At 74.0% G+C, this 22,652-nt stretch carries 18 protein-coding genes and 1 riboswitch; of the genes, 12 read left to right on the top strand and 6 right to left on the bottom strand.

Annotated elements, in window-relative coordinates:
• Positions 1–223: 223 nt before the first annotated feature.
• The 7 genes from ccrA (at position 224) to AC07BF_RS03850 (ending at position 8,567) form a co-directional block, all read left to right on the top strand.
• The gene (gene ccrA, locus AC07BF_RS03820; RefSeq protein WP_363580593.1) at positions 224–1,561 is read left to right on the top strand and encodes a crotonyl-CoA carboxylase/reductase; all 1,338 of its coding nucleotides are present in this window, start codon (positions 224–226) and stop codon (positions 1,559–1,561) included.
• A gap of 10 nt (positions 1,562–1,571) precedes the next feature.
• Positions 1,572–3,599: a protein meaA gene (locus tag AC07BF_RS03825; RefSeq protein WP_363627918.1), complete on the top strand. Its 2,028-nt coding sequence runs from the start codon at positions 1,572–1,574 to the stop codon at positions 3,597–3,599.
• 27 nt (positions 3,600–3,626) lie between these two features.
• Entirely contained in the window at positions 3,627–4,610 is a 984-nt protein-coding gene (locus AC07BF_RS03830) for an HpcH/HpaI aldolase/citrate lyase family protein (protein WP_363580589.1), read from the top strand.
• An 11-nt stretch (positions 4,611–4,621) separates the two neighbouring features.
• A complete protein-coding gene (locus tag AC07BF_RS03835) occupies positions 4,622–5,125 on the top strand; it encodes a MaoC family dehydratase (protein WP_363580587.1) in 504 nt (167 codons plus the stop codon).
• A gap of 148 nt (positions 5,126–5,273) precedes the next feature.
• Positions 5,274–6,476 (top strand): acyl-CoA dehydrogenase family protein, encoded by a 1,203-nt coding sequence (locus tag AC07BF_RS03840; protein WP_363580585.1) that lies wholly within the window; start codon positions 5,274–5,276, stop codon positions 6,474–6,476.
• 533 nt (positions 6,477–7,009) lie between these two features.
• The gene (locus AC07BF_RS03845; RefSeq protein ID WP_363580583.1) at positions 7,010–7,702 is read left to right on the top strand and encodes a phosphatidylserine decarboxylase; all 693 of its coding nucleotides are present in this window, start codon (positions 7,010–7,012) and stop codon (positions 7,700–7,702) included.
• Positions 7,689–8,567, top strand: a complete 879-nt coding sequence (locus AC07BF_RS03850; RefSeq protein WP_030059975.1) for a CDP-alcohol phosphatidyltransferase family protein — start codon at positions 7,689–7,691, stop codon at positions 8,565–8,567. The genes AC07BF_RS03845 and AC07BF_RS03850 overlap by 14 nt, the downstream gene beginning before the upstream one ends.
• A 102-nt stretch (positions 8,568–8,669) precedes the next feature.
• Here AC07BF_RS03850 and AC07BF_RS03855 read toward each other — a convergent pair whose 3' ends face one another.
• On the bottom strand, positions 8,670–10,103 hold the full coding sequence (locus AC07BF_RS03855) for a hypothetical protein (RefSeq protein WP_363580581.1): 1,434 nt from the start codon (positions 10,101–10,103) through the stop codon (positions 8,670–8,672).
• Between the two features lie 345 nt (positions 10,104–10,448).
• Entirely contained in the window at positions 10,449–11,570 is a 1,122-nt protein-coding gene (locus AC07BF_RS03860) for an alpha/beta hydrolase family protein (protein WP_400986478.1), read from the bottom strand.
• Positions 11,571–11,834: 264 nt separating this feature from the next.
• Positions 11,835–11,966, top strand: a riboswitch (cobalamin riboswitch).
• Positions 11,967–12,073: 107 nt separating this feature from the next.
• Here AC07BF_RS03860 and AC07BF_RS03865 point away from each other — a divergent pair.
• Genes AC07BF_RS03865 through AC07BF_RS03885 form a run of 5 tightly spaced genes read left to right on the top strand, consistent with a single transcriptional unit; the run spans position 12,074 to position 18,717 of the window.
• A complete protein-coding gene (locus AC07BF_RS03865; protein ID WP_363580577.1) occupies positions 12,074–13,042 on the top strand; it encodes a cobalamin biosynthesis protein in 969 nt (322 codons plus the stop codon).
• Complete coding sequence (locus tag AC07BF_RS03870; RefSeq protein ID WP_478332891.1) at positions 13,039–14,577, top strand: cobyric acid synthase; 1,539 nt, start codon at positions 13,039–13,041, stop codon at positions 14,575–14,577. The genes AC07BF_RS03865 and AC07BF_RS03870 overlap by 4 nt, the downstream gene beginning before the upstream one ends.
• Positions 14,574–16,691 (top strand): putative cobaltochelatase, encoded by a 2,118-nt coding sequence (locus AC07BF_RS03875; RefSeq protein ID WP_478332892.1) that lies wholly within the window; start codon positions 14,574–14,576, stop codon positions 16,689–16,691. Before AC07BF_RS03870 ends, AC07BF_RS03875 begins: the two co-directional genes overlap by 4 nt.
• A gap of 6 nt (positions 16,692–16,697) precedes the next feature.
• On the top strand, positions 16,698–17,303 hold the full coding sequence (gene cobO / locus AC07BF_RS03880) for a cob(I)yrinic acid a,c-diamide adenosyltransferase (RefSeq protein WP_363580571.1): 606 nt from the start codon (positions 16,698–16,700) through the stop codon (positions 17,301–17,303).
• A gap of 25 nt (positions 17,304–17,328) precedes the next feature.
• Positions 17,329–18,717, top strand: a complete 1,389-nt coding sequence (locus AC07BF_RS03885; protein ID WP_478332928.1) for a cobyrinate a,c-diamide synthase — start codon at positions 17,329–17,331, stop codon at positions 18,715–18,717.
• 23 nt (positions 18,718–18,740) lie between these two features.
• Here the strand turns inward: AC07BF_RS03885 and AC07BF_RS03890 are convergent, their stop codons facing one another.
• The 4 genes from AC07BF_RS03890 to AC07BF_RS03905 all read right to left on the bottom strand — a co-directional run bounded on the left by AC07BF_RS03890 (position 18,741) and on the right by AC07BF_RS03905 (position 22,651).
• A complete protein-coding gene (locus AC07BF_RS03890; protein WP_363627922.1) occupies positions 18,741–19,214 on the bottom strand; it encodes a hypothetical protein in 474 nt (157 codons plus the stop codon).
• 210 nt (positions 19,215–19,424) lie between these two features.
• Positions 19,425–20,225 carry a hypothetical protein gene (locus AC07BF_RS03895; RefSeq protein WP_478332893.1) on the bottom strand — a complete coding sequence of 267 codons (801 nt, stop codon included), beginning with the start codon at positions 20,223–20,225 and terminating at the stop codon, positions 19,425–19,427.
• A 66-nt stretch (positions 20,226–20,291) separates the two neighbouring features.
• Positions 20,292–21,326 carry a TolB-like translocation protein gene (locus AC07BF_RS03900; protein WP_063349576.1) on the bottom strand — a complete coding sequence of 345 codons (1,035 nt, stop codon included), beginning with the start codon at positions 21,324–21,326 and terminating at the stop codon, positions 20,292–20,294.
• Positions 21,323–22,651, bottom strand: coding sequence for an MFS transporter (locus AC07BF_RS03905; protein ID WP_478332894.1), 1,329 nt, complete (start codon positions 22,649–22,651; stop codon positions 21,323–21,325). Before AC07BF_RS03905 ends, AC07BF_RS03900 begins: the two co-directional genes overlap by 4 nt.
• Position 22,652: the final 1 nt, after the last annotated feature.

Here is a 22,652-nt window from a genome sequence, read left to right on the forward strand (position 1 = left end):
AGGGTGCCACTACCTTGTTACTCGCCAGTCGCGGCGCCGCGGCTCCCCACCTCGGCGCGCCGTCGTCCGGCGTTCCCACACCCCGGGAGCAGTGCGCGTTCGGCCCGGTCCACCCCGGGCGCCCAGCCCGACCACCCACCACCCACCTCAGCGAAGCCGGTGTCCGCTCCCGGCTACCCCAGACGCCCTGTGCCCTCACACAGGTACGCCTTCGGAGGCAGCCATGCAGGAAATCCTCGACGCGATCCTCAGCAACGACGCCACGTCGGAGGACTTCGCCGCCGTCAAGCTTCCCGAGTCCTACCGAGCGGTGACGCTCCACAAGGACGAGGAGCAGCTGTTCGCGGGCCTCGACAGCCGCGACAAGGACCCCCGCAAGTCCCTTCACCTCGACGAGGTCGCCCTGCCCGAGCTGGGCCCCGGCGAGGCGCTGGTCGCCGTCATGGCCAGCGCGGTGAACTACAACACCGTCTGGAGCTCGATCTTCGAGCCGGTCTCCACCTTCTCCTTCCTGGAGCGCTACGGCCGGCTGTCGCCGCTCACCAAGCGCCACGACCTGCCGTACCACGTCCTCGGCTCCGACCTCGCGGGCGTGGTGCTGCGCACCGGCGCCGGCGTCAACGCCTGGAAGCCCGGCGACGAGGTCGTCGCGCACTGCCTCTCCGTCGAGCTGGAGTCCCCGGACGGCCACAACGACACGATGATGGACCCCGAGCAGCGCATCTGGGGCTTCGAGACCAACTTCGGCGGGCTGGCCCAGATCGCCCTGGTGAAGACCAACCAGCTGCTGCCCAAGCCCAAGCACCTCACCTGGGAGGAGGCCGCCTCCCCCGGCCTGGTCAACTCCACCGCGTACCGCCAGCTGGTCTCGCGCAACGGCGCCGGCATGAAGCAGGGCGACAACGTGCTGATCTGGGGAGCCAGCGGCGGCCTCGGCTCGTACGCCACCCAGTACGCGCTGGCCGGCGGCGCCACCCCGATCTGTGTGGTCTCCAACGACCAGAAGGCCGCGATCTGCCGCGCCATGGGCGCCGAGGCGATCATCGACCGCTCCGCCGAGGGCTACCGGTTCTGGAAGGACGAGCACACCCAGGACCCGCGCGAGTGGAAGCGCCTGGGCGCGAAGATCCGCGAGTTCACCGGCGGCGAGGACGTCGACATCGTCTTCGAGCACCCGGGCCGGGAGACCTTCGGCGCCTCGGTGTACGTCACCCGCAAGGGCGGCACCATCGTCACCTGCGCCTCCACCTCCGGCTTCATGCACCAGTACGACAACCGCTACCTGTGGATGTCGCTCAAGCGCATCGTCGGCTCGCACTTCGCCAACTACCGCGAGGCCTTCGAGGCCAACCGCCTGATCGCCAAGGGCCGGATCCACCCGACCCTGTCCAAGGTCTACTCCCTGGAGGAGACCGGTCAGGCCGCCCTCGACGTGCACCACAACAAGCACCAGGGCAAGGTCGGCGTGCTCTGCCTGGCGCCGGAGGAGGGCCTGGGCGTGCGCGACCACGCGCTGCGCGAGCAGCACCTGCCGGCGATCAACCGCTTCCGGAACGTCTGAGGCCGATCCGATGACCGATCAGCACAAGCGCGACCGCCCCTGGCTGATGCGCACCTACGCCGGGCACTCCACCGCGAGCGACTCCAACGCGCTCTACCGGCGGAACCTGGCGAAGGGCCAGACGGGCCTCTCCGTCGCCTTCGACCTGCCGACCCAGACCGGCTACGACTCCGACCACCTCCTCGCCCGCGGCGAGGTGGGCCGGGTCGGCGTCCCGGTCGGCCACGTCGGCGATATGCGCACCCTGTTCGACGGCATCCCGCTCGAACAGACCAACACCTCCATGACGATCAACGCCACCGCGATGTGGCTGCTGGCGCTCTACCAGGTGGTCGCCGAGGAGCAGGGCGCCGACATCGCCAAGCTCACCGGCACCACCCAGAACGACATCGTCAAGGAGTACCTCTCGCGCGGGACGCACGTCTTCCCGCCCGGCCCCTCGGTGCGCCTGATCACCGACATGATCGCCTACACCGTCGGCCGCATCCCCAAGTGGAACCCGATCAACATCTGCAGCTACCACCTGCAGGAGGCCGGGGCCACGCCCGTCCAGGAGATCGCCTACGCGATGTGCACCGCCATCTCGGTGCTCGACGCCGTCCGCGACTCCGGCCAGGTGCCGGCCGAGCGGATGGGCGAGGTGGTCGCCCGGATCTCCTTCTTCGTCAACGCCGGCGTGCGCTTCGTCGAGGAGATGTGCAAGATGCGCGCCTTCGCCCAGCTGTGGGAGAAGGTCACGCTGGAGCGCTACGGCGTCCAGGACCCGAAGCAGCGCCGCTTCCGCTACGGCGTCCAGGTCAACTCGCTCGGCCTGACCGAGGCCCAGCCGGAGAACAACGTCCAGCGGATCGTCCTGGAGATGCTGGCCGTCACCCTCTCCAAGGACGCCCGCGCCCGCGCCGTCCAACTGCCGGCCTGGAACGAGGCGCTGGGCCTGCCCCGGCCCTGGGACCAGCAGTGGTCGCTGCGGATCCAGCAGGTGCTGGCCTACGAGTCGGACCTGCTGGAGTACGGCGACCTCTTCAACGGCTCCGAGGTGGTCGAGGCCAAGACCGCCGACCTGCTGGCCGGCGCCGAGGCGGAGATCGCCAAGGTGCTGGCCATGGGCGGGGTGATTCCGGCCGTGGAGTCCGGCTACCTGAAGTCCAACCTGGTCTCCTCGCACGCCGCCCGGCGGGCCCGGATCGAGTCCGGCGAGGACAGGATCGTCGGCGTCAACTGCTTCGACACCACCGAGGAGAGCCCGCTCACGGCCGACCTCGACACCGCCATCATGGTCGTCGACCCGGCCTCCGAGCAGTCCGTGCTCGCCGCCCTGGAGGCCTGGCGCGGACAGCGCGACGAGGCCGCCGTCCAGACCGCGCTGGCCGAGCTCAAGGCCACCGCGACCACCGACGCCAACCTGGTGCCGGCCACGCTCGCCTGCGCCCGGGCCGGCGTCACCACCGGCGAGTGGGCCTTCGCCCTGCGCGAGGTCTTCGGCGAGTACCGCGCGCCCACCGGCGTCGGCGGCGCCCCGGTCGCGGTGTCCGCCGAACCCGGCGGGGAACTGGCCGCGGTGCGCGCCGCCGTCGCCGCCACCGCCGAGGAGCTGGGCTCCGGCAAGCTGCGCCTGCTGGTCGGCAAGCCCGGCCTGGACGGGCACTCCAACGGCGCCGAGCAGATCGCCGTCCGGGCCCGCGACGCCGGGTTCGAGGTGGTCTACCAGGGCATCCGGCTGACCCCCGAGCAGATCGTCTCCGCCGCCGTCGCGGAGGACGTGCACTGCGTGGGCCTGTCGATCCTCTCCGGCGCCCACTGCGAGCTGGTGCCCGACGTCCTGCGCCGGCTGCGCCGGGCCGGGGTGCAGGATGTCCCGGTGATCGTGGGTGGCATCATCCCGGCAGCGGACGGCGAGGCCCTCAAGGCCGCCGGCGTCGCCGCCGTGTTCACCCCGAAGGACTTCGGCATCACCACCATCATCGGCCGGATCGTGGACGAGATCCGGCTCGCCAACAAGCTCCAGCCCTGGACGCCCGCACCCGCGCCCACCAGCTGACCACTGGGAAGGAACCGACCCACCCTCATGTCTGCCCACCCGTCGCCCGCCGCCACCTTCAACCGACTGCGCCCGCGCCGCTCCTGCCTCGCCGTGCCCGGCAGCAACCCGCGCTTCCTGGAGAAGGCCCAGGGCCTCCCCGCCGACCAGGTCTTCCTCGACCTGGAGGACGCCTGCGCCCCCCTGGCCAAGGAGAGCGCCCGCCACCACATCGTCGACGCGCTCAACAACGGCGACTGGGGCGGCAAGACCCGCGTCGTCCGGGTCAACGACTGGACCACCCACTGGACCTACCGCGACGTGATCACCGTCGTCGAGGGCGCCGGCCCCAACCTCGACTGCATCATGCTGCCCAAGGTCCAGGACGCCGAACAGGTCAAGGCGCTCGACCTGCTGCTCACCCAGATCGAGAAGACCATGGGCTTCGAGGTCGGCCGGATCGGCATCGAGGCGCAGATCGAGAACGCCAAGGGCCTGGTCAACGTCGACGCCATCGCCGAGGCCTCGCCCCGGCTGGAGACCATCATCTTCGGCCCCGCCGACTTCATGGCCTCCATCAACATGAAGTCCCTGGTGGTCGGCGAGCAGCCGGCCGGCTACCCGGCCGACGCCTACCACTACATCCTGATGCGCATCCTGATGGCCGCCCGCGCCAACGACCTCCAGGCGATCGACGGCCCGTACCTGCAGATCCGCAACCAGGAGGGCTACCGCGAGGTCGCCCGGCGCGCCGCAGCCCTCGGCTTCGACGGCAAGTGGGTGCTCCACCCCGACCAGGTCGGCGCCGCGAACGAGATCTTCTCGCCCTCCCAGGAGGACTACGACCACGCCGAGCTGATCCTCGACGCCTACGACTGGTGCACCTCCGAGGCGGGCGGCGCCAAGGGCTCCGCGATGCTCGGCGACGAGATGATCGACGAGGCCAGCCGCAAGATGGCCCTGGTCATCGCCGGTAAGGGCCGGGCCGCCGGCCTGGAGCGCACCACCAAGTTCGAGATCCCGGAAAGCTGAGGCCCGACGCGATGCAGTTCGGACGCACCTACGAGGAGTTCGAGGTCGGCGCGGTCTACAAGCACTGGCCCGGCAAGACCGTCACCGAGTACGACGACCACCTCTTCTGCCTGCTCACCATGAACCACCACCCGCTCCACCTGGACACCAACTACGCCGAGCGGACGACGGACTTCGGCAGGAACGTGGTGGTGGGCAACTACGTCTACTCGCTGCTGCTGGGCATGTCCGTCCCGGACGTCTCCGGCAAGGCCATCGCCAACCTGGAGATCGAGTCGCTGCGGCACGTCGCGCCGACCTTCCACGGCGACACCCTCTACGGCGAGACCACCGTCCTCGACAAGTGGCCGTCCAAGTCCAAGGACGACCGCGGCATCGTGTACGTCGAGACCAAGGGGTACAAGCAGGACGGCACGGTCGTCTGCATCTTCCGCCGCAAGGTGATGGTGCCGACCGAGACGTACGTCAAGGAGCGCGGCGGCGAGCAGCCCGGCCGCCCGACTCCCCTCTCCTAGGGCCCCGAATCCCCTGAGACCCCGGAGGGGCCGGCCGCCGTCATCGGCCGCCCCCCACCCGGAACGGGGGCCCTGCCGCCGCAGCCACGCCGGCAGGGCCCCCGGCAATCCCCCCCCCCCGCCCCCTTAAACCTTTCGGAGCCGCACGATGGGACGCCTGGCACAGACCGACGGCCTCACCGAGATCCAGCGGGACATCCTCGCCACCGTGCGGGATTTCGTCGACAAGGAGATCATTCCGGTCGCGACCGAGCTGGAACACCAGGACGAGTACCCGACCGCCATCGTCGAGGGGATGAAGCAGCTCGGCCTCTTCGGCCTCACCATCCCCGAGGAGTACGGCGGCCTCGGCGAGTCGCTGCTCACCTACGCCCTGGTGGTCGAGGAGATCGCCCGCGGCTGGATGAGCGTGTCCGGCATCGTCAACACCCACTTCATCGTGGCGCACATGATCAACGCCCACGGCACCCAGGAGCAGAAGGACCACTTCCTGCCGAGGATGGCCGCCGGGGAAATCCGCGGCGCGTTCTCGATGTCCGAGCCCGGCCTCGGCTCCGACGTTTCGGCCATCTCCACCAAGGGCGTCAAGGACGGGGAGTCCTACGTCCTCAACGGCCAGAAGATGTGGCTCACCAACGGCGGCACCTCCACCCTCGTCGCGGTCCTGTGCAAGACCGACGAGGGCGGCAGCACCCCGTACAAGAACATGACCACCTTCCTGATCGAGAAGACCCCCGGATTCGGCCCGAACCCGACCGTCCCCGGCCTCACCGTGCCCGGGAAGATCGAGAAGATGGGCTACAAGGGCGTCGACACCACCGAACTGGTCCTCCAGGACGTCCGGATCCCGGCCGACCGCGTCCTCGGCGGCGTCCCCGGGCGCGGCTTCTACCAGATGATGGACGGCGTCGAGGTCGGCCGCGTCAACGTCGCCGCCCGCGGCTGCGGCGTCGCCCGCCGCGCCTTCGAACTCGGCATCTCCTACGCCCAGCAGCGCTCCACCTTCGGCAAGAAGATCGCCGAGCACCAGGCCATCCAGTTCAAGCTCGCCGAGATGGCCACCAAGGTCGAGGCCGCCCACCAGATGATGGTCATGGCCGCCCGCAAGAAGGACGGCGGCGAGCGCAACGACCTCGAGGCCGGCATGGCCAAGTACCTCGCCTCCGAGTACTGCAAGGAGGTCGTCGAGGACGCGTTCCGCATCCACGGCGGCTACGGCTTCTCCAAGGAGTACGAGATCGAGCGGCTCTACCGCGAGGCCCCGATGCTGCTCATCGGTGAAGGAACTGCGGAGATCCAGAAGATGATCGTCGGACGCCGACTCCTGGAGGAGTACCGGATCGCGGAGTGAGCACCGGGTCACCCCGGCTCGACGAGCGGCCCCCGGGGCGCTCCGGGCCGGCTGGACGACCCCTTCCGAACCGCCGGTCGACGGGCGTGCGGGCCCGTCCCGGCCACCCGCCGTGCCATCACGGCCCCGGCCTGGTCCGCCGGGGTCCGGCACGGCCCTCCGGAAGCGGCCGCAGGGCGTACAGCTGCGGCGACACGCCCCGCGGCCGCTTCCGCACACCCTCGACGGGCCGTGTCCCGCACCCCCGGCGACCGCGAACGGCCCGTTCCGCCCACCGGGTTCCGCCGACAGGCCTGTTGAGACAAGTGTCACCAGCCCCGTCCGGTCCCTTGGGAACCGGACCGGGGCGAGCTACGGTCGTAGAGGTGGGACGCGCACACGCGCTTCCACCGGACACGTGAACGAGCAGGCGGGTTGCCCACCCACCGTGTGCTCCCGATAGCATCCACCGGGACAGCAAGCCGTCCCTCTATTACCCGATCCCGCGGTGGCCCCCGTCCAGCGGCCATGATCCCCCGCGACAAAGGTCTTCGATGCCCATCAGCCCGTCCCCTCACACCTCCGTCACGGACCGCGATGCCCTCGCAGCCACGACGGCCGGTCGGCGACCCCGCGTGACCATCGCGCGCGGAGCCACCCCCTGGTTCGTCCCCACCCTCGCCACGGCCGCCGTGACCACCGCCCTCACCCGGCGCAGCGGCAAGTGGGCCCTGGCAGCGGTACCCGCCTGTGCGCTCGGCGCGGGCATGCTGTGGTTCTTCCGCGACCCCGAGCGTGAGATCGGCGCGGGCAGAGTGATCTCCCCCGCCGACGGCGTGGTGCAGAGCATCGACGCCTGGCCGGACGGCCGCACCCGGGTCGCGATCTTCATGAGCCCGCTCAACGTCCACGTCAACCGCGCGCCCCTGCCCGGCACGGTGACGTCGGTCGAGCACGTCGCGGGCGGCTTCGTCCCCGCGTTCAACAAGGACAGCGACCAGAACGAGCGGGTCGTCTGGCACTTCGACACCGAGCTCGGCGACATCGAGATGGTGCAGATCGCGGGGGCCGTGGCCCGTCGCATCGTGCCGTACGTCGCCGCCGGTACCAAGGTCGAGCAGGGCGACCGGATCGGTCTGATCCGGTTCGGCTCCCGGGTCGACACCTACCTGCCGGCCGGCGTCGAGGTCGGCGTCGAGGTCGGCCAGAAGACCACAGCCGGGGTGACGCGCCTTGACCGTGACTGATCCTGAGACAATCGTCGGCCTGGACGACGAGGAGACGGCCCTGCGCCGTCGCCGCTGGGCCCGCGACCGCGAGCTGCGCGCCCCGCGCTCTCCCCAGCACCTGTCCACCGCCGACTTCCTGACCCTGGGGAACGCCGTCTGCGGCTTCCTGGCGATCTACTCGATCACCACCGGGGTCCTGGTCCCGCACATCACCAACCCGGACGCCGCACCCGACCGGCACAGCGCCGCCACCGCGGTCACGCTGCTGCTCATCGGCTCCATGTGCGACCTCTTCGACGGGCTGGTGGCGCGCAAGCTCCGCTCCTCCGCCCTCGGAGCGGAACTGGACAACCTGGCCGACCTGATCAGCTTCGGCATCGCGCCGGCCTACTTCGTCGCCGTCTGGGGCATGGTCTCGCAGGGCTCCAACAGCAAGCTCTCGGCGCTCATCGCGATCACCGTCCTGCTCGCGGTCGTCCTGCGGCTCGCCCGCTTCTCCGCCGTCAAGATGCGGCCCGGGGTGTTCCAGGGCATGCCCTGCCCGATGGGCGCGATGACGGTCATCGCCATCGTGCTGCTCGACCCGCCGTTCCTGCCCGGTCTGCTCGCCATCTTCGGCGCCGCGTACCTCATGGTCAGCCGGATCGAGTACCCCAAGCCCCAGGGGCTGCTGGCCACCGCCACGCTGTGCTGGATCGTCGTCTCGATCGGCTGCCTCGCGGCCTGGGCGACCGGCCTGCCCGGCGGCGACGCCCTGATGCACGTCGGTGCCTTCGCCCAGATCACGCTCGCCGCGATGGCCCCGCTGCTGGTCATCCGGCGCAAGGTCGGACAGAAGGTCGGCGACGTCCGCGCCAGGCGGGCGGAGTCCCGCCTCGGCTGAGTCGTTCCCGTACGCGAGAGGGGCCCGGATCCAGTCGGATCCGGGCCCCTCTTCGTCGTGCCCGCTCTTCTCCTCGTCGCGCTCGTTCTTCGACGGGCGCTGCTACGCGCCGCCGGTGTGCACGCTGAACGCCGAGCGGCGGGCCGCCCGTGCCACGCCCGGATCCGGGTGCACGCCCGAGACCGCCGTCAGCACCGAGGCCGCCCGCGGGTGCCCCGACTGCCGGGCCCGGGCGAACAACCGCACCGGATCGCCAGCCGCGGCGCCCTCGACGTGGCCCACCAGCAGCTCCGTCTCGCCGTGGTCCAGCACCGCCGCAGCCGTGTCCACCCACAGCCAGGCCGCGTCCTCCGCCCCCAGCACGTCCGCCGGCGAAACGCCCTCGTCCGAGCGTTCCGCCAGCCACAACAGCGCGTACGGGCGCAGCACCGGCTCGTCCACCGATGCCCGCACCGCCTGCTCGGCCGGGCCGCCGGCCACCCGCAGCGCCTCGAAGGCCAGGCCGCGCACCAGCGCGTCGTCCCCCTGCGCCGCGTCCAGCAGCTCCGCCACCGCCCGATCGGCCGGACGGGCCGCCACCCAGGCGCGGAACTCGGCCCGCGCCGGGCCCGGCGAGTAGTCCGCGCAGGCGTTCAGCAGCTCGAAGGCGCTCTGCTCGATGTGCCCGGCCGCGGTCTGCGCGACCGTGCAGATCTCCTCCAGCTTCGCCCGCACCGCCCAGTGGCCCAGCGGCGACAGCTCGGCGGCCTCGTCCCTGCGGACCACGGCCCCGACGGCCGCCAGGCCGTCCAGCATCCAGTCCAGGACCGCGGCCACGTCCGCCGGCGACGGCGGGGTGTCGATCTGCGGCTCCCGGCACGTGCCGCGGACCGCCGAGACCGCCGAGGCGGCGTGCGGCACGGGCGACAGGCCCGAACCGTCCGTGCCGCCCACCCGGCGCTCGTCCAGCCCCCGGCGCAGCAGCTCCAGCAGTTCGCCGTCCGACACCGGACCGGCCACCAGGTGCAGGAACGACAGCAGCTGCGGCGCCTGGTCCACCGCCTGGCCGGCCAGCACCGCGAACACGCCCCGCAGGGCGGCGGGCGGCACCGGGGCGAGCAGCGTCCAGGCGTCAAACAGTGCCGACCAGCCGCGGACGACCGCCTCGTCGTCGTGCTCCCAGGCGTGCAGGCGCCAACCCGGGACCGCACCGCCGTCCCTGGCCTCCACCAGGCCGACCAGCAGCGCCTGCCCCCACGCCTTGGCGGCGGCGCCGACCGTCATGGCCAGCGCCCGACCCGCCGCACGGGCGTCATCGGGCAGCAGCTCGCCCCGCTTGTCGACCTCTTCCAGGTCCCCCGCCCAGCGGGCGATCCGGACGGCGTCCACCAGCATCCGGCGGGCCAGCGGCGCCAGCTCGGCCGGCGCGGGGAAGCCCTCCGGTACGGGAACCCTCCCCCGACCGGGCGCCGCAGCGGGCCCTCGTCGGCGGGGTACCCCGGCCCCGCCCGGCTTGCCGGCGGCGGGCCGGTGGGCCGTACCGGGGAGACGGGTCACCGTCGCACCAGTACCGATCGTCGGAGGGAGCGGGGCATCACGGTCGCGCGGATTCCGAGACGTCACGTCGAGCAGTCTTCCCCTTGTACCGGCCTTCTGTCACATCCGGTTGGCTGTACGGACGGGCGGCCGTCGACGGCACCTCCCCAAGATCGGGCAACAATCGGGCAACAGAGGCAAACCGCCTGGCCGGAAACAGGTGGCGGGGTCATGCCATCACGGCTCAACCCTTGCGGCGACGGTCGCGCTACCCGCCCGACCGGTCACACTCCGTGGCCGACAGGTGAGGTCCGGGTTCCGTACGGAGGCCCCGCGGGTGTGACTTCTCGCGCGGGGGGGCTGGGTTCAGAGAAGGGGGGTGAGCCAGCGGCGGAGGAGTTCGGTGTAGTGGGTGGGGGCGGAGTTCCAGAGGGTGGCGTGGTCGGCGCCCGGGAAAGGCCGGAGGCTGACCACGCCGGGGCGGGCGGCGGCGAGGCGCTCGGCGGCGCGGAAGGGGGCGACCTGGTCGTCGGGGCTGTGCAGGAGGAGGGTGGGGACGCGCAGGTCGGCGCCCTCGGCGATGCGGCCGAAGTCGGCGAGGTCGACGCCGGTGCGGCCCTCGGCGGCGAGGGCGCCGAGCTCGGCGGCGGCGCCGGTGTAGCCGGCCCGGGCGGCGCCGCGGCGGGCGGTGGCGGGCAGGTCGAGGACCGGCGAGTCCAGGACGAGGCCGCTGATGGCATGGGCCCAGGCGGAGCGGGAGGCCGTCTGGAGGGCCATGGTGGCGCCGAGGGACCAGCCGTACAGGATGACCCGGCCGGCGCCGCTGTCGAGGGCGAGCCGTACCGCCGACTCGACGTCGCGCCACTCGGTCTCGCCGAAGTGGCCGAGCCCGTCCGGCGAGGCCGGGGCGCCCTGGTCGCCGCGGTAGGTGACGGCGAGGGCGGGCAGGGCGAGGCGGTCGAGGACGGGGAGGACCGGGAGGGTCTGCTGCCGGTCGGCGCCGGGGCCGTGGACGAGGATCACCCAGGTGCCGCGTTTGCCGTCGAGGCGCCAGGCGGGGAGGGCGCCGAGTTCGCCGTCGGCGGCGGTGTCGGTGAAGGGGAGGCCGAGCGCCTCGGTGGGGTCGCCGAGGTGGACGCGGGGGGTGAAGCGGACCTCGGTGCCGGGGGTGAGGGTGCCCCGGTCCGCGCGGACGAGGCGGCGGGTGACGCCGTTCTCGTCGCTGTGCAGGACCTCCTCGACGACGGCGTGGCCGTGGTCGTCCCATTCCACGGCCCAGCGGCCGGGGCGCAGGCTCTCGGGGCGGCGGTTGAAGGTGATCCGGCCCGCGGCGAGGCTCCGCACCAGGACGGGGCCGGACTCCCGGGCGGCGCTCGCCGGGTGGACCAGCCGTTCGGAGGCCCGGCGGCCGATCACCAGGACGGCGGCCCCGGCGGCCCCGGCGCCGACGACGGCGGCCGCCACGACGGCCGCGGTTCCCCAACGCATATCGCTCCCCGCTCTGCTGGTCTTGGACCGGACGGTGTCCGGGCGGTGTCCGGGCACCAGTTCACCGGGGGGCCGCGCGGGCGGCCACCGGGCTGGGCCGTCCGGGGCACGGCGGGGCCTCGGGCTGGGCGGGCGTCAGGCAGGGCGGGGCGGGCGGATCGGAGGTGGCGACGGGGCTCCGAGGTGTGACCAACCCCTCCGTGACCTCGGTTGACTCCCGGTTCGGCCGCGTGATGGGATCCTGGGGCCAAACGGAGGCATGCAGAGGAAGCCGGTGCGAGTCCGGCGCGGTCCCGCCACTGTCACCGGGGAGCACGCTCGGAACATTGCCACGGCGGACCGTCAGAAGCCGCTGGAAGGCCCGGGGGTGTGTCCGACCCGGAAGCCAGGAGACTCTCGCCCCCGGTACGTCGATCCAGGGCGCGGACCCTGAGTGAGGACACGCACGCGATGCAGGCTGCCCCGCCCCGCCGGACCCCACGCGGCCTTCCGCCGAACCCGCCGTGCGCCCGCTGACCCGCGCCGCCGCGTTCGCGCTCGGCGCCGCCGCGGGCTTCGCCGCGGACGCCCGCTTCGCCGACCCCCGGCGCGGCCACCCGGTGGCCGTCTTCGGCGGTGCGGCGACCCGGCTGGAGCGGCGGGTGTGGCAGGACGACCGGGTGGCCGGCGCCGGGTACACGGCGCTGTGCGTCGGCGCGGTCGCGGCCGGCGCGGTGGCCCTGGACCGTACGGTGGGCCGGCGTCCGCTGGGCCGGGCCGCGCTGGCGGCCGCCGCGACCTGGACGGTGCTGGGCGGCACCTCGCTGACCCGGGAAGCGCGCACCATCGGCCGGTCGCTGGCCACGGGCGACCTGGCGGCCGCGCGGGAGCGGCTGCCGCACCTGTGCGGGCGGGACCCGAGCGCGCTGGACGGGCCTCAGATCGCCCGCGCGGTGGTCGAGTCGGTGGCCGAGAACACGGCGGACGCCGTGGTGAACGCGCTGGTCTGGGGCACGCTGGCGGGCACCCCGGGGCTGCTGGCGTTCCGCGCGGTGAACACGCTGGACGCGATGGTCGGCCACCGCTCGCCGCGGTACGCCCGGTTCGGCTGGGCCTCGGCCCGGCTGGACGACGTGGCGGGCTGGCCGGGCGCCCGGCTGACGGCTCTGCTCACGGTGGCCGCCGCGCCGCAGCCGAAAACGGCCTGGCGGGTCTGGCGGCGGGACGGTTCGGCGCACCCGAGCCCGAACGCGGGCCAGGCGGAGGCGGCCTTCGCGGGCGCGGTGGGCGTCCGGCTGGGCGGGACCCTCCAGTACGGGGAGCGGGTGGAGCACCGGCCGGTGCTGGGCGCGGAGTTGCGGCCGGTGACGGCGGACGACATCGAGCGGGCCTGCGTGCTCTCCCGGCGGGTGGGCGCGCTGGCCCTGGGTACGACGGTCGCGGGGCACGTCGCGCTGCGCTTGCTGACGACACGGTGGAGGGGAAGGGCATGAGCAACGCACTGCTGGTCGCGGGGACGACCTCGGACGCGGGCAAGAGCGTGGTGACCGCGGGCATCTGCCGCTGGCTGGCCCGGCAGGGGGTGCGGGTCGCGCCGTTCAAGGCACAGAACATGTCGCTGAACTCCTTCGTCACCGCCGACGGCGCCGAGATCGGCCGGGCGCAGGCGATGCAGGCGCAGGCGGCCAGGGTGGAGCCGGAGGCGGCGATGAACCCGGTGCTGCTGAAGCCGGGGGCGGACGGCCGCAGCCAGGTGGTGCTGCTGGGCCGGCCGGTCGCCGAGGTGGGCGCGCTGGACTACCGCGAGCGCAAGCCCGTCCTGCTGGAACGGTCGCTGGAGTGCCTGGCGGATCTGCGCCGCCGCTACGAGGTGGTGGTCTGCGAGGGCGCCGGTTCGCCCGCCGAGATCAACCTGCGGGACCGGGACATCGCCAACATGGGCCTGGCGACGGCCGCCGGGCTGCCGGTGGTGGTGGTCGGGGACATCGACCGCGGCGGCGTCTTCGCGGCGATGTACGGGACGCTGGCACTGCTGTCGGCGGAGGACCAGCGGCACGTGGCGGGCTGGTTCGTCAACAAGTTCCGCGGCGACGCGCGGCTGCTGGCGCCCGGCCTGGACATGCTGCACGGGCTGACCGGCCGTCCGGTGCTGGGCACCCTGCCGATGCTGCCGGGCCTGTGGCTGGACGCCGAGGACTCGCTGGACCTGTCCACGGTGGTGGACCGGGTGGACGGCCGCGGCCCGCTCGGGGCGGACGTGCTGCGGGTGGCCGTGGTGCGCTTCCCCCGGCTGTCGAACTTCACCGACCTGGACGCGCTGGCGCAGGAGCCCGGAGTGCTGGTGCGCTGGGTGACCCGGCCGGAGGAACTGGCCGACGCCGACCTGGTGGTGCTACCCGGCACCCGGGCCACCGTGGCCGACCTGGCCTGGCTGCGCGAACGCGGCCTGGAGCCGGCGCTGAAGGCGCGGGCGGCGGCCGGGCTGCCGGTCCTCGGGGTGTGCGGCGGCTACCAGATGCTGGCGCGCGGGATCGAGGACGAGGTGGAGTCCGGGGCCGGCTCGGTCGAGGGCCTGGGCCTGCTGCCGACGCACGTGCGGTTCGGCGCCGAGAAGGTGCTGGCGCGGCCGGCCGGCACGGCGTACGGGCAGCGGGTCGAGGGGTACGAGATCCACCACGGAGTGGTGGCCGTGGAGGGGGGCGAGCCGTTCTTCTCCGATGACGACGGGCACGGCCTGGACGGCTGCCGGGTCGGCCCGGTGTGGGGCACCACCTGGCACGGCGCGCTGGAGAACGACGGCTTCCGCCGTGAACTCCTGCGCGAGGTCGCCGCGTTGGCGGGCCGGGCGTTCGTGCCGGCGCCGGACACCTCGTTCGCCGAGGCGCGCGAGGCCCGGCTGGACCGGCTGGGCGACCTGATCGAGGAACACGCGGACACCGACGCGCTGTGGAAGCTGATCGAGGGCGGGGTGCCGGCGGCCGGATCGCTGCCGTTCCTGGCGCCCGGGGCACCTGGGGAGTATGCATGAGTGACGTCCGCTATCCGTTCACCGCGATCGTCGGCATGCCCGACCTGCGGCTCGGACTGCTGCTCAACGCGGTCTCGCCGGCCGTGGGCGGCGTGCTGGTGCGCGGCGAGAAGGGCACCGCGAAGTCGACCATGGTGCGCGCGCTGGCCGGCCTGCTGCCGACCCTCGCGGCCGTCGACGGCTGCCGGTTCGCCTGCGACCCGGCCGCTCCGGACCCGCAGTGCCCGGACGGGCCGCACGACCGCCCTTCGGCGTCCGAACGCCCAGCCCAGCTGGTCGAGTTGCCGGTCGGCGTGGCCGAGGACCGGATCGTCGGCTCGCTCGACCTGGAACGGGCGCTCGCCGAGGGCGTCAAGGCGTACGAGCCGGGGCTGCTCGCCAAGGCGCACCGCGGCGTGCTCTACATCGACGAGGTGAACCTGCTCCAGGACCACGTCGTGGACCTGCTGCTGGACGCCGCCGCGATGGGCCGCTCGTACGTCGAGCGCGAGGGCGTGTCGGTGCGGCACGCCGCCCGCTTCCTGCTGGTCGGCACGATGAACCCGGAGGAGGGCGAGCTCCGGCCGCAGCTGCTCGACCGGTTCGGCCTGACCGTCGAGATCGCCGCCACCCGGGACCCGGCCGAGCGCGCCGAGGTGGTCCGCCGCCGGCTCGGCTACGACGCCGACCCGGCCGGCTTCGCCGCGCGGTTCGCCGCGGACGAGCAGGCGCTCGCCGAACGCATCACCGCCGCGCGGGAGTTGCTGCCCAAGGTGGAGCTGACGGATGTGGCACTGCGTCAGATCACCGCCGTGTGCGCCGCGTTCGAGGTGGACGGGCTGCGCGCCGACATCGTGATGGCCCGCACCGCCGTCGCGCTCGCCGCCTGGGACGGGCGGACCGAGGTGCTGGAGGAGGACGTCCGCAAGGCCGCCCAGCTGGCGCTGCCGCACCGGCGCCGCCGCAACCCCTTCGACGCGCCGGGGCTGGACGAGGAACAGCTCGACCGGACGCTGGAGGAGCACGCGCAGCCGCAGGAGCCCTCGGAGTCGTCGGAGCCCGAGGAGCCCGGGGGCTCAGGAGAGGCTGAGGGCGACGGCGAGGGCGACGGCCCCGAGGACGACGGTCCGGGCCCGGACGGCGGCCCCGGCGGCGGCCCGGACGGTGGCGGGGCCCCCGAGCCCGCCTCTGGTCCGGAGGCATCGGCCGCCGAGCCGGACGAGCCGCTCCAGCAGCCCGTGCCGGCCCAACACCCCGCCCCTGCACGGGAGTCGGCGCCGGTCGCGGCCGGCGACCCGTACCGGACCAAGCTGTTCACCGTGCAGGGCACCGGCCACGGCGCCCAGGGCCGCCGCTCCCCCGCCGAGACCACCGGCGGGCACACCGTGCGCGCCCGGCGCCCCCAGGGTGCGCTCAGCCGGCTGCACCTGACCGCCACCCTGCAGGCCGCCGCACCGCACCAGGCGGCACGCGGGCGGGCCGGCCGGGCGCTGGTGCTGCGCAAGGACGACTTCCGCGAACAGGTCCGCCAGGGACGGGAGTCCAACCTGGTGCTGTTCGTCGTCGACGCCTCCGGCTCGATGGCCGCCCGGCAGCGGATGACCGCCGTCAAGGGCGCCGTGCTGTCCCTGCTGATGGACGCCTACCAGCGGCGCGACAAGATCGGCATGATCACCTTCCGGGGCGCGGACGCCGAACTGGCGCTGCCGCCGACGTCGTCCGTGGAGGTCGGCGCGGCCCGGCTGGAGTCGCTGCCCACCGGCGGTCGCACCCCGCTGGCCGCCGGCCTGCTGCGCGCGCACGAGGTGCTGCGGGTGGAGCGGCTGCGCGACCCGAGCCGCCGCCCGCTGCTGGTCGTGGTGACCGACGGCCGGGCCACCGGCGGGCGGGACGCGCTCGCCCGGTCGCAGCGCGCGGCCGGGCTGTTCGCCGCGCAGGGCACCGCCAGCGTGGTGCTGGACTGCGAGTCCGGCCCCGTCCGACTCGGCCTCGCCCGCACCCTGGCCGGGCTGCTCGGCGGCACCGCCGTCAGCCTGGACGAGCTGCGCCCCGAGGGCGTCGCCTCGCTCGTCCGCGAGAACCGGCAGGACAGCCGGCGCGAGAACCGTGCCACCACCATGCGAAAGGCGGCCTGAGCCGACATGCCCAAGGGTGTCCCCGAGAGCGTCCCCGACGATGGCCTGACGACCCGTCAGCGCCGCACGCAGCCGATCACCGCCGTGCACACCGGCCCCGGCAAGGGCAAGTCCACGGCCGCGTTCGGCATGGCGCTGCGGGCCTGGAACCAGGGCTGGCCCGTCGGGGTGTTCCAGTTCGTGAAGTCCGCCAAGTGGAAGGTCGGCGAGGAGAACGCGCTGCGCGTGCTCGGCGCCTCCGGCGAGGGCGGGACGGTCGACTGGCACAAGATGGGCTCCGGCTGGTCGTGGATCCAGCGCTCCAGCGAGATGGAGATGGACAGCGAGGCGGCCGCCAAGGAGGGCTGGGAGCAGGTCAAGCGCGACCTGGCGGCCGAGACCTACCGCTTCTACGTGCTGGACGAGTTCACCTACCCGATGCACTGGGGCTGGGTCGACCCGGAGGAGGTCGTGTCGGTGCTCAAGGACCGCCCGGGCAGCCAGCACGTCGTCGTCACCGGCCGGTACGCACCCGAGCCGCTGACCGAATTCGCCGACCTGGTCACCGAGATGACCAAGGTCAAGCACCCCATGGACGCCGGCCGCAAGGGCCAGCGCGGTATCGAGTGGTAGACCGTTGAGCACTGCCGGCAGGCCGTTGGCCGCCATCCCCCGCCTCGTCATCGCCGCGCCCTCCTCGGGCGCCGGCAAGACCACCGTCGCCACCGGCCTGATCGCGGCGCTCACCGCGCGCGGGCTGGCGGTGTCCCCGCACAAGGTCGGCCCCGACTACATCGACCCGGGCTACCACGCGCTCGCCGCCGGGCGCCCGGGCCGCAACCTGGACGCCTTCCTGTGCGGCCCGGAGCGGATCGCCCCGCTCTTCCTGCACGGCGCGGCGGGGGCGGACGTCGCGGTGGTCGAGGGGGTCATGGGCCTGTTCGACGGGGCCTCCGGGCGGGGGGAGCTGGCCTCCACCGCGCACGTCGCCAAGCTGCTGCGGGCGCCCGTGGTCCTGGTGGTGGACGGCTCCTCGCAGTCCCGGTCGGTGGCCGCGCTGGTGCACGGCTTCGCCTCCTGGGACCCGGAGGTGCGCCTCGCCGGGGTGATCCTCAACCGGGTCGCCTCCGACCGGCACGAGCACCTCCTGCGCGAGGCCCTGGAGGAGGGCTCGGGCGTGCCCGTGCTGGGCGCGCTGCGCCGCTCCACGGCGGTCGCCACGCCGTCCCGCCACCTCGGGCTGATCCCGGCCGTGGAGCGCTCGGCGGAGGCCCTGCGCGCCGTCGCCGACATGGGTGAACTCGTCGCCGCCTCGGTCGACTTGGACGCCCTGCTCGAACTCGCCCGGACGGCCCCGGAGTTGACCGCCGAACCGTGGAACCCGTCGGCCGAGGTCGACCCGGTGGCCGGCACACCGCGGATCGCGGTGGGGGGCGGCGCCGCGTTCTCCTTCTCGTACGCCGAGAACGCCGAACTCCTCACCGCCGCAGGCGCCGAGGTCGTCCCCTTCGACCCGCTGCACGCCTCGGCGCTGCCCGACGGCACGGCCGGCCTGGTGATCGGCGGCGGCTTCCCCGAACTGTACGTCCGGGAGCTGAGCGGCAACACGGCGCTGCGCGGGGCCATCGCGGAGTTCGCCGCCGGCGGCGGCCCGATCGCCGCCGAATGCGCCGGACTCCTCTACCTGGGACGCGAGTTGGACGGCCTGCCGATGTGCGGCGTGCTGGACACCGGCGCCCGGATGACCGAACGGCTCACCCTCGGCTACCGGGAGGCCGTCGCCCTGCACGACTCCCCGCTCGCCCGGACCGGCACCCGGGTGCGCGGCCACGAGTTCCACCGGACGGTCTGCGAACCGGGCGCGGGCGAGCACCCCGCCTGGGGCTGGCGCCTGCCCACCGGCCCCCGCACCGAGGGCTTCGCGGGCAGCCACGTCCACGCCTCCTACCTGCACCTGCACTGGGCCGGAGCCCCGTCCCTGGCCACCTCCTTCACCTCCGCCGCAGCCACCTACCAGGCGACCCCCGGGAACCCCGCGTCACCGTGACCCCCCCTCGGGCCCTGCCCGTCTCAGGACGGGCCGTTGCCGAAGGTGCCGGTCAGGGGGTCGGGGCGGTCGGGGCGGTCGGCGCGGTGGCAGGTGGCGCAGCGGAGGCGGGTGTAGATCGCCACCGGGCCCATGAAGACGTCCTCGCGGCCGTCCGCCGGGGAGGCGGAGGCGGCCGGCCCGCCGCAGTCCAGGCAGGCGCGGCGGGGGCGGGCGGCGATGGAGCAGGCGCGGCAGACCAGGTGGGTCGGGTGCTCGGCGTGGACGACCACGGGCTGGGGGCCGCCGTTGAGCAGGTGGACGCACCACGTGCAGGACTCGTCCGCCTGCGCCGCCAGCATCCGGGCCCTGGTCTCCTGCTGCCACCTGGCGGCCTTCTGCACCGGGACCGTCACCGGCGACCCCCACCCGGCGGCACTGAGCCACTGGGCGCCCTCCGCCCCTGCCGCCCGCAGCTGGTCGTCGACGGCGATGTCCCTGGGGGTCTTGTCCTTCATGGGCTCCTCCTCCGGTGCGGTTCCCGCCGGGTTAACGCCACCGGGGAGGCCACGGACACGCGAACTGCCCGACCACTACGGCCGCCTGCCGCTGCCGCTGCCGCCCGCGCACGTCCGGACCGACCGTCACCGCGGGGCCGCCCCGGCCCCCCAACGTACGCCGAAGCGCCGGACCGCGCGGCGGTTCAGGCGCAGACGCCGGGGGCGCGCTCAGCCGGTGGCGCGGATGTAGATGTCGGCGGCGCCGGGGGCGGCGCCGGGGATGGTGGCGACGTAGATCCGGCGGGTGGTCTGGGGGTGGCTGGGGGGCGGGGTGGGGGTGAGGGAGGGGGTGGGCGTCGGGGTGAGCGTTGGGGTCGGGGTCAGGGGGAGGGTGACGGAGGGGGTGGGCTCGGGGGTTTCGTCGTCGAGGTCCGGGGTGGGGTCGGCGTCGGCGTCCGGTTCGGCGTCGGCGTCGGGGTCGGCGGCCTGGAGGCCAGGGGGTGCCGCGGGCGCCGGGGGCGCCGGGTCCGCGGTGGTGGCGTCGGGGGTGGGTGACGGGGTGGGGGCGGGCTCAGGGTCCGGGAGGAGTTCGGGGGCCTCGGCCGGGCCGTCGCCGCCGAGGGCGGCGGTGAGGTCGGCCGGGAGGGGTGCGGTGGGGCCGGGGGCCGGGAGGTCGTAGGCGCGGAGGAAGTCGCCGAGGCCGACGTCCTTGCCCGCGACGCGGTAGTGCAGGTAGGCGATGGGGGCGCCGTCGGGGGTGTGGGTGTAGACGGCGCCGACGGGGACGTAGGAGCGGCCGACACCGGGGTGCTGGGAGGGGTGGAGGCCGGCGAGGAGTTCGGCGCGGTCGCGGTCGGTCTCGCGGCCGACGCGGCCGGCGGTGAGCGAGTTGACGCCGCGCACCACGAGGGCGGCCGCGACGGACACGCAGAGGACCAGTCCGACGGCGACGGTGCGCCGCAGGACGGGTCGGCCGTGCAGGGCCGGCCAGGAGTCGGTGACCGCGCGCTCGGGCGGGATGCCGTCCACGATTGTCGTTCCCCCGTTCGATCAGGACGTCATTGTGCTCGACGAGGGACCGTAGCCGAGAGTTCCTCAGCCCAGGTAGGCGGGGGCGACCGCGGCCTGGGTGACCCGCCGGGGGGCACCGCCGCCGTCGGCGGGGACGGTCCACAGGTCGGCGCCGTAGTCGCCGGGCAGAGCGTAGAGGAGGGTACCGGTGTCCGACCAGACGGCCTGGTCGTCGATGTTGCGCTGTTCGGCGGTGGCCGTCTCGGTCATGGTGGCGAGGTCGAGGACGTACAGGCGCCAGGGGGCGTCGGGGGACAGGCCGGGGACGCGCTTCTTGTACGCGATGCGGGTGCCGTCCGGGGAGAGCGAGGGGCACTCGACGTTCTCGTGCAGGGTGGTGAGGGTGTGGGCGGCGAGGTCGCCGCGGACGAGGTGGGTGTGGCCGCCGGTGGCGAGGGTCGCGTAGAAGGTGTTGTCGTCGGCGAAGGTCACGCCCCAGATGTTGATGTCGTGGGCCTGGTAGGGGTGGCCGTCCTTGATCACGTCGAAGGTCTCCAGGTTGTCCCGGAGGTTCCAGTCGCGGACGTCGACGATGGAGGTGCGGGTGGAGAAGTCGGTGCCCGCGTAGGAGTCGCCGCTGACGAAGACCGTCCAGGCGGCGAGGTGCCCGGACGGGGAGACTCGGGAGCGGGTGGGGATGCCGGCCGCCGGGTAGGAGCGCCGTTCGCGCAGGTGGTCGTCGAGGACGACGGCGCGGTAGGTGTCCTCCAGGGCGCCGTGCTGGGCCTGGAGGCAGATGCCGGTGCCGGCGGCGGCGTAGAAGCGCAGGCACTGGACGCCGGAGGCGGTGCGCGGACCGTCCGGGCGGTCGGCGGGGACGGCGGTGAGTTCGTCGCGGTGCGGGCCCCAGGCCATGTTGCGGAAGACCAGCTTCCGCCCCTCGGAGGGCTTCTGCAGGGTGACGGCGCCCTCGGTGACGGCGGGGCCGCCGGGCTGGGCCTGGTCGCGCCGGGCGGTGCGGTCGGCGGCGTGGAGGACGGCCCCGGTGCCGACGGCGCCGAGCAGCAGGACGGCGACCAGGAGGATGATCACCCTGGTCCGGTTCTGGAGTCGGTTCACGGGCTCTCCTCGACGGTGGTGGTGGCGGGTTCACGCAGGACGGCGGCCGCGCCGAGCACGCAGAGCGCGAGCGCCCCCGCCGACCAGCCCAGCGCGCCGGTGCCGCCGACCGCGCTCCACAGCGCGCCGAACAGCAGCGAGCAGGCGAACCGGGCGAGCGCCTGCCCGGTGCCGACCAGGGCCAGCCCGGCGCCGCGCTGCCCGGCCGGGACGGCGTCGGCCGCGGCGGCGGCGAGCACGCCGTCGGTGGCCGCGTAGAAGGCGCCGTGCAGCACGAGGACGCAGACGGCCACCGCCGGGCCGCCGGCCGGCGAGAGCAGCAGCCCGTACGCGAGCAGCAGCAGCACGTGCCCGCCGAGGAAGAGCCGGCGGCGGCCGATCCGGTCGGCGAGGGCGCCGAGCGGGACGGCGAGCAGCAGGAAGGCGGCGGCGGTGCCGAGCGGCAGCAGCGGGAACAGGTCGACGGAGAGGCCGAGCCGGCGCTGGACGAGGAGGTAGAGGAAGGAGTCGCTGACGGTGGTGAGTCCGAGCAGGACGGCGCAGAGCGTGAGCCGTCGCAGCCCGGGCAGCCGCAGCAGGGTGAGGCTGTCGCGCAGCGTGGGAGCAGTACTTGACGGTTCGCCAGTCGACGGCCGGTTCGGCACGAACAGCAGCAGGACCAGCACGCCGAGGGCGGCGACGCACGCGCTGACCGTGAACACCGCGTTGTAGCCGTGCCGCTCTCCCCCGTCGGCGAGCATCGGCCCGCCCGCCAGGCGCAGCACGAGGAAGGCGGTGAGCGGGCCGAGCAGGGCCCCGGCGGTGTCCATCGCCCGGTGCACGCCGAACGCCCGTCCGCGGTGGGCGGGTTCGGTGGAGAGCGAGATCATCGCGTCCCGGGGCGCGGTGCGCAGGCCCTTGCCGGTGCGGTCGACGGCGATCACGGCGCCGATCAGCGGCACGGTGTGGACGAGCAGCAGCAGCGGTTTGCAGAGCGCGGACAGGCCGTAGCCGACGGCCGCGACGGCCTTGTGGCGGGCGGCGCCGTCACGGCCGCGGCGGTCGGCGAGGTGGCCCCCGGCGAGGCGCACGAGTGCGCTGAACCCGTTCTGGATGCCGTCCAGCAGCCCGAACCCGAGCGGGGAGAGGCCGAGGCCGGTGAGCAGGTAGAGCGGCAGGACGGCGGTGACCATCTCGGAGGAGATGTCGGTGACCAGGCTGACGGCGCCGAGGGCGAGCACCGTCCCGGGTACGGCGCGCAGGGCGGCGCCCCGCCGCCCCGGCGGCTCCGTTGCGGAGGCCGGGGCGGCGGGGGCCTTGGAGCTGCGGGAGTCCGCGACGTACACG

Source organism: Kitasatospora sp. NPDC043950 (genome assembly GCF_056435345.1).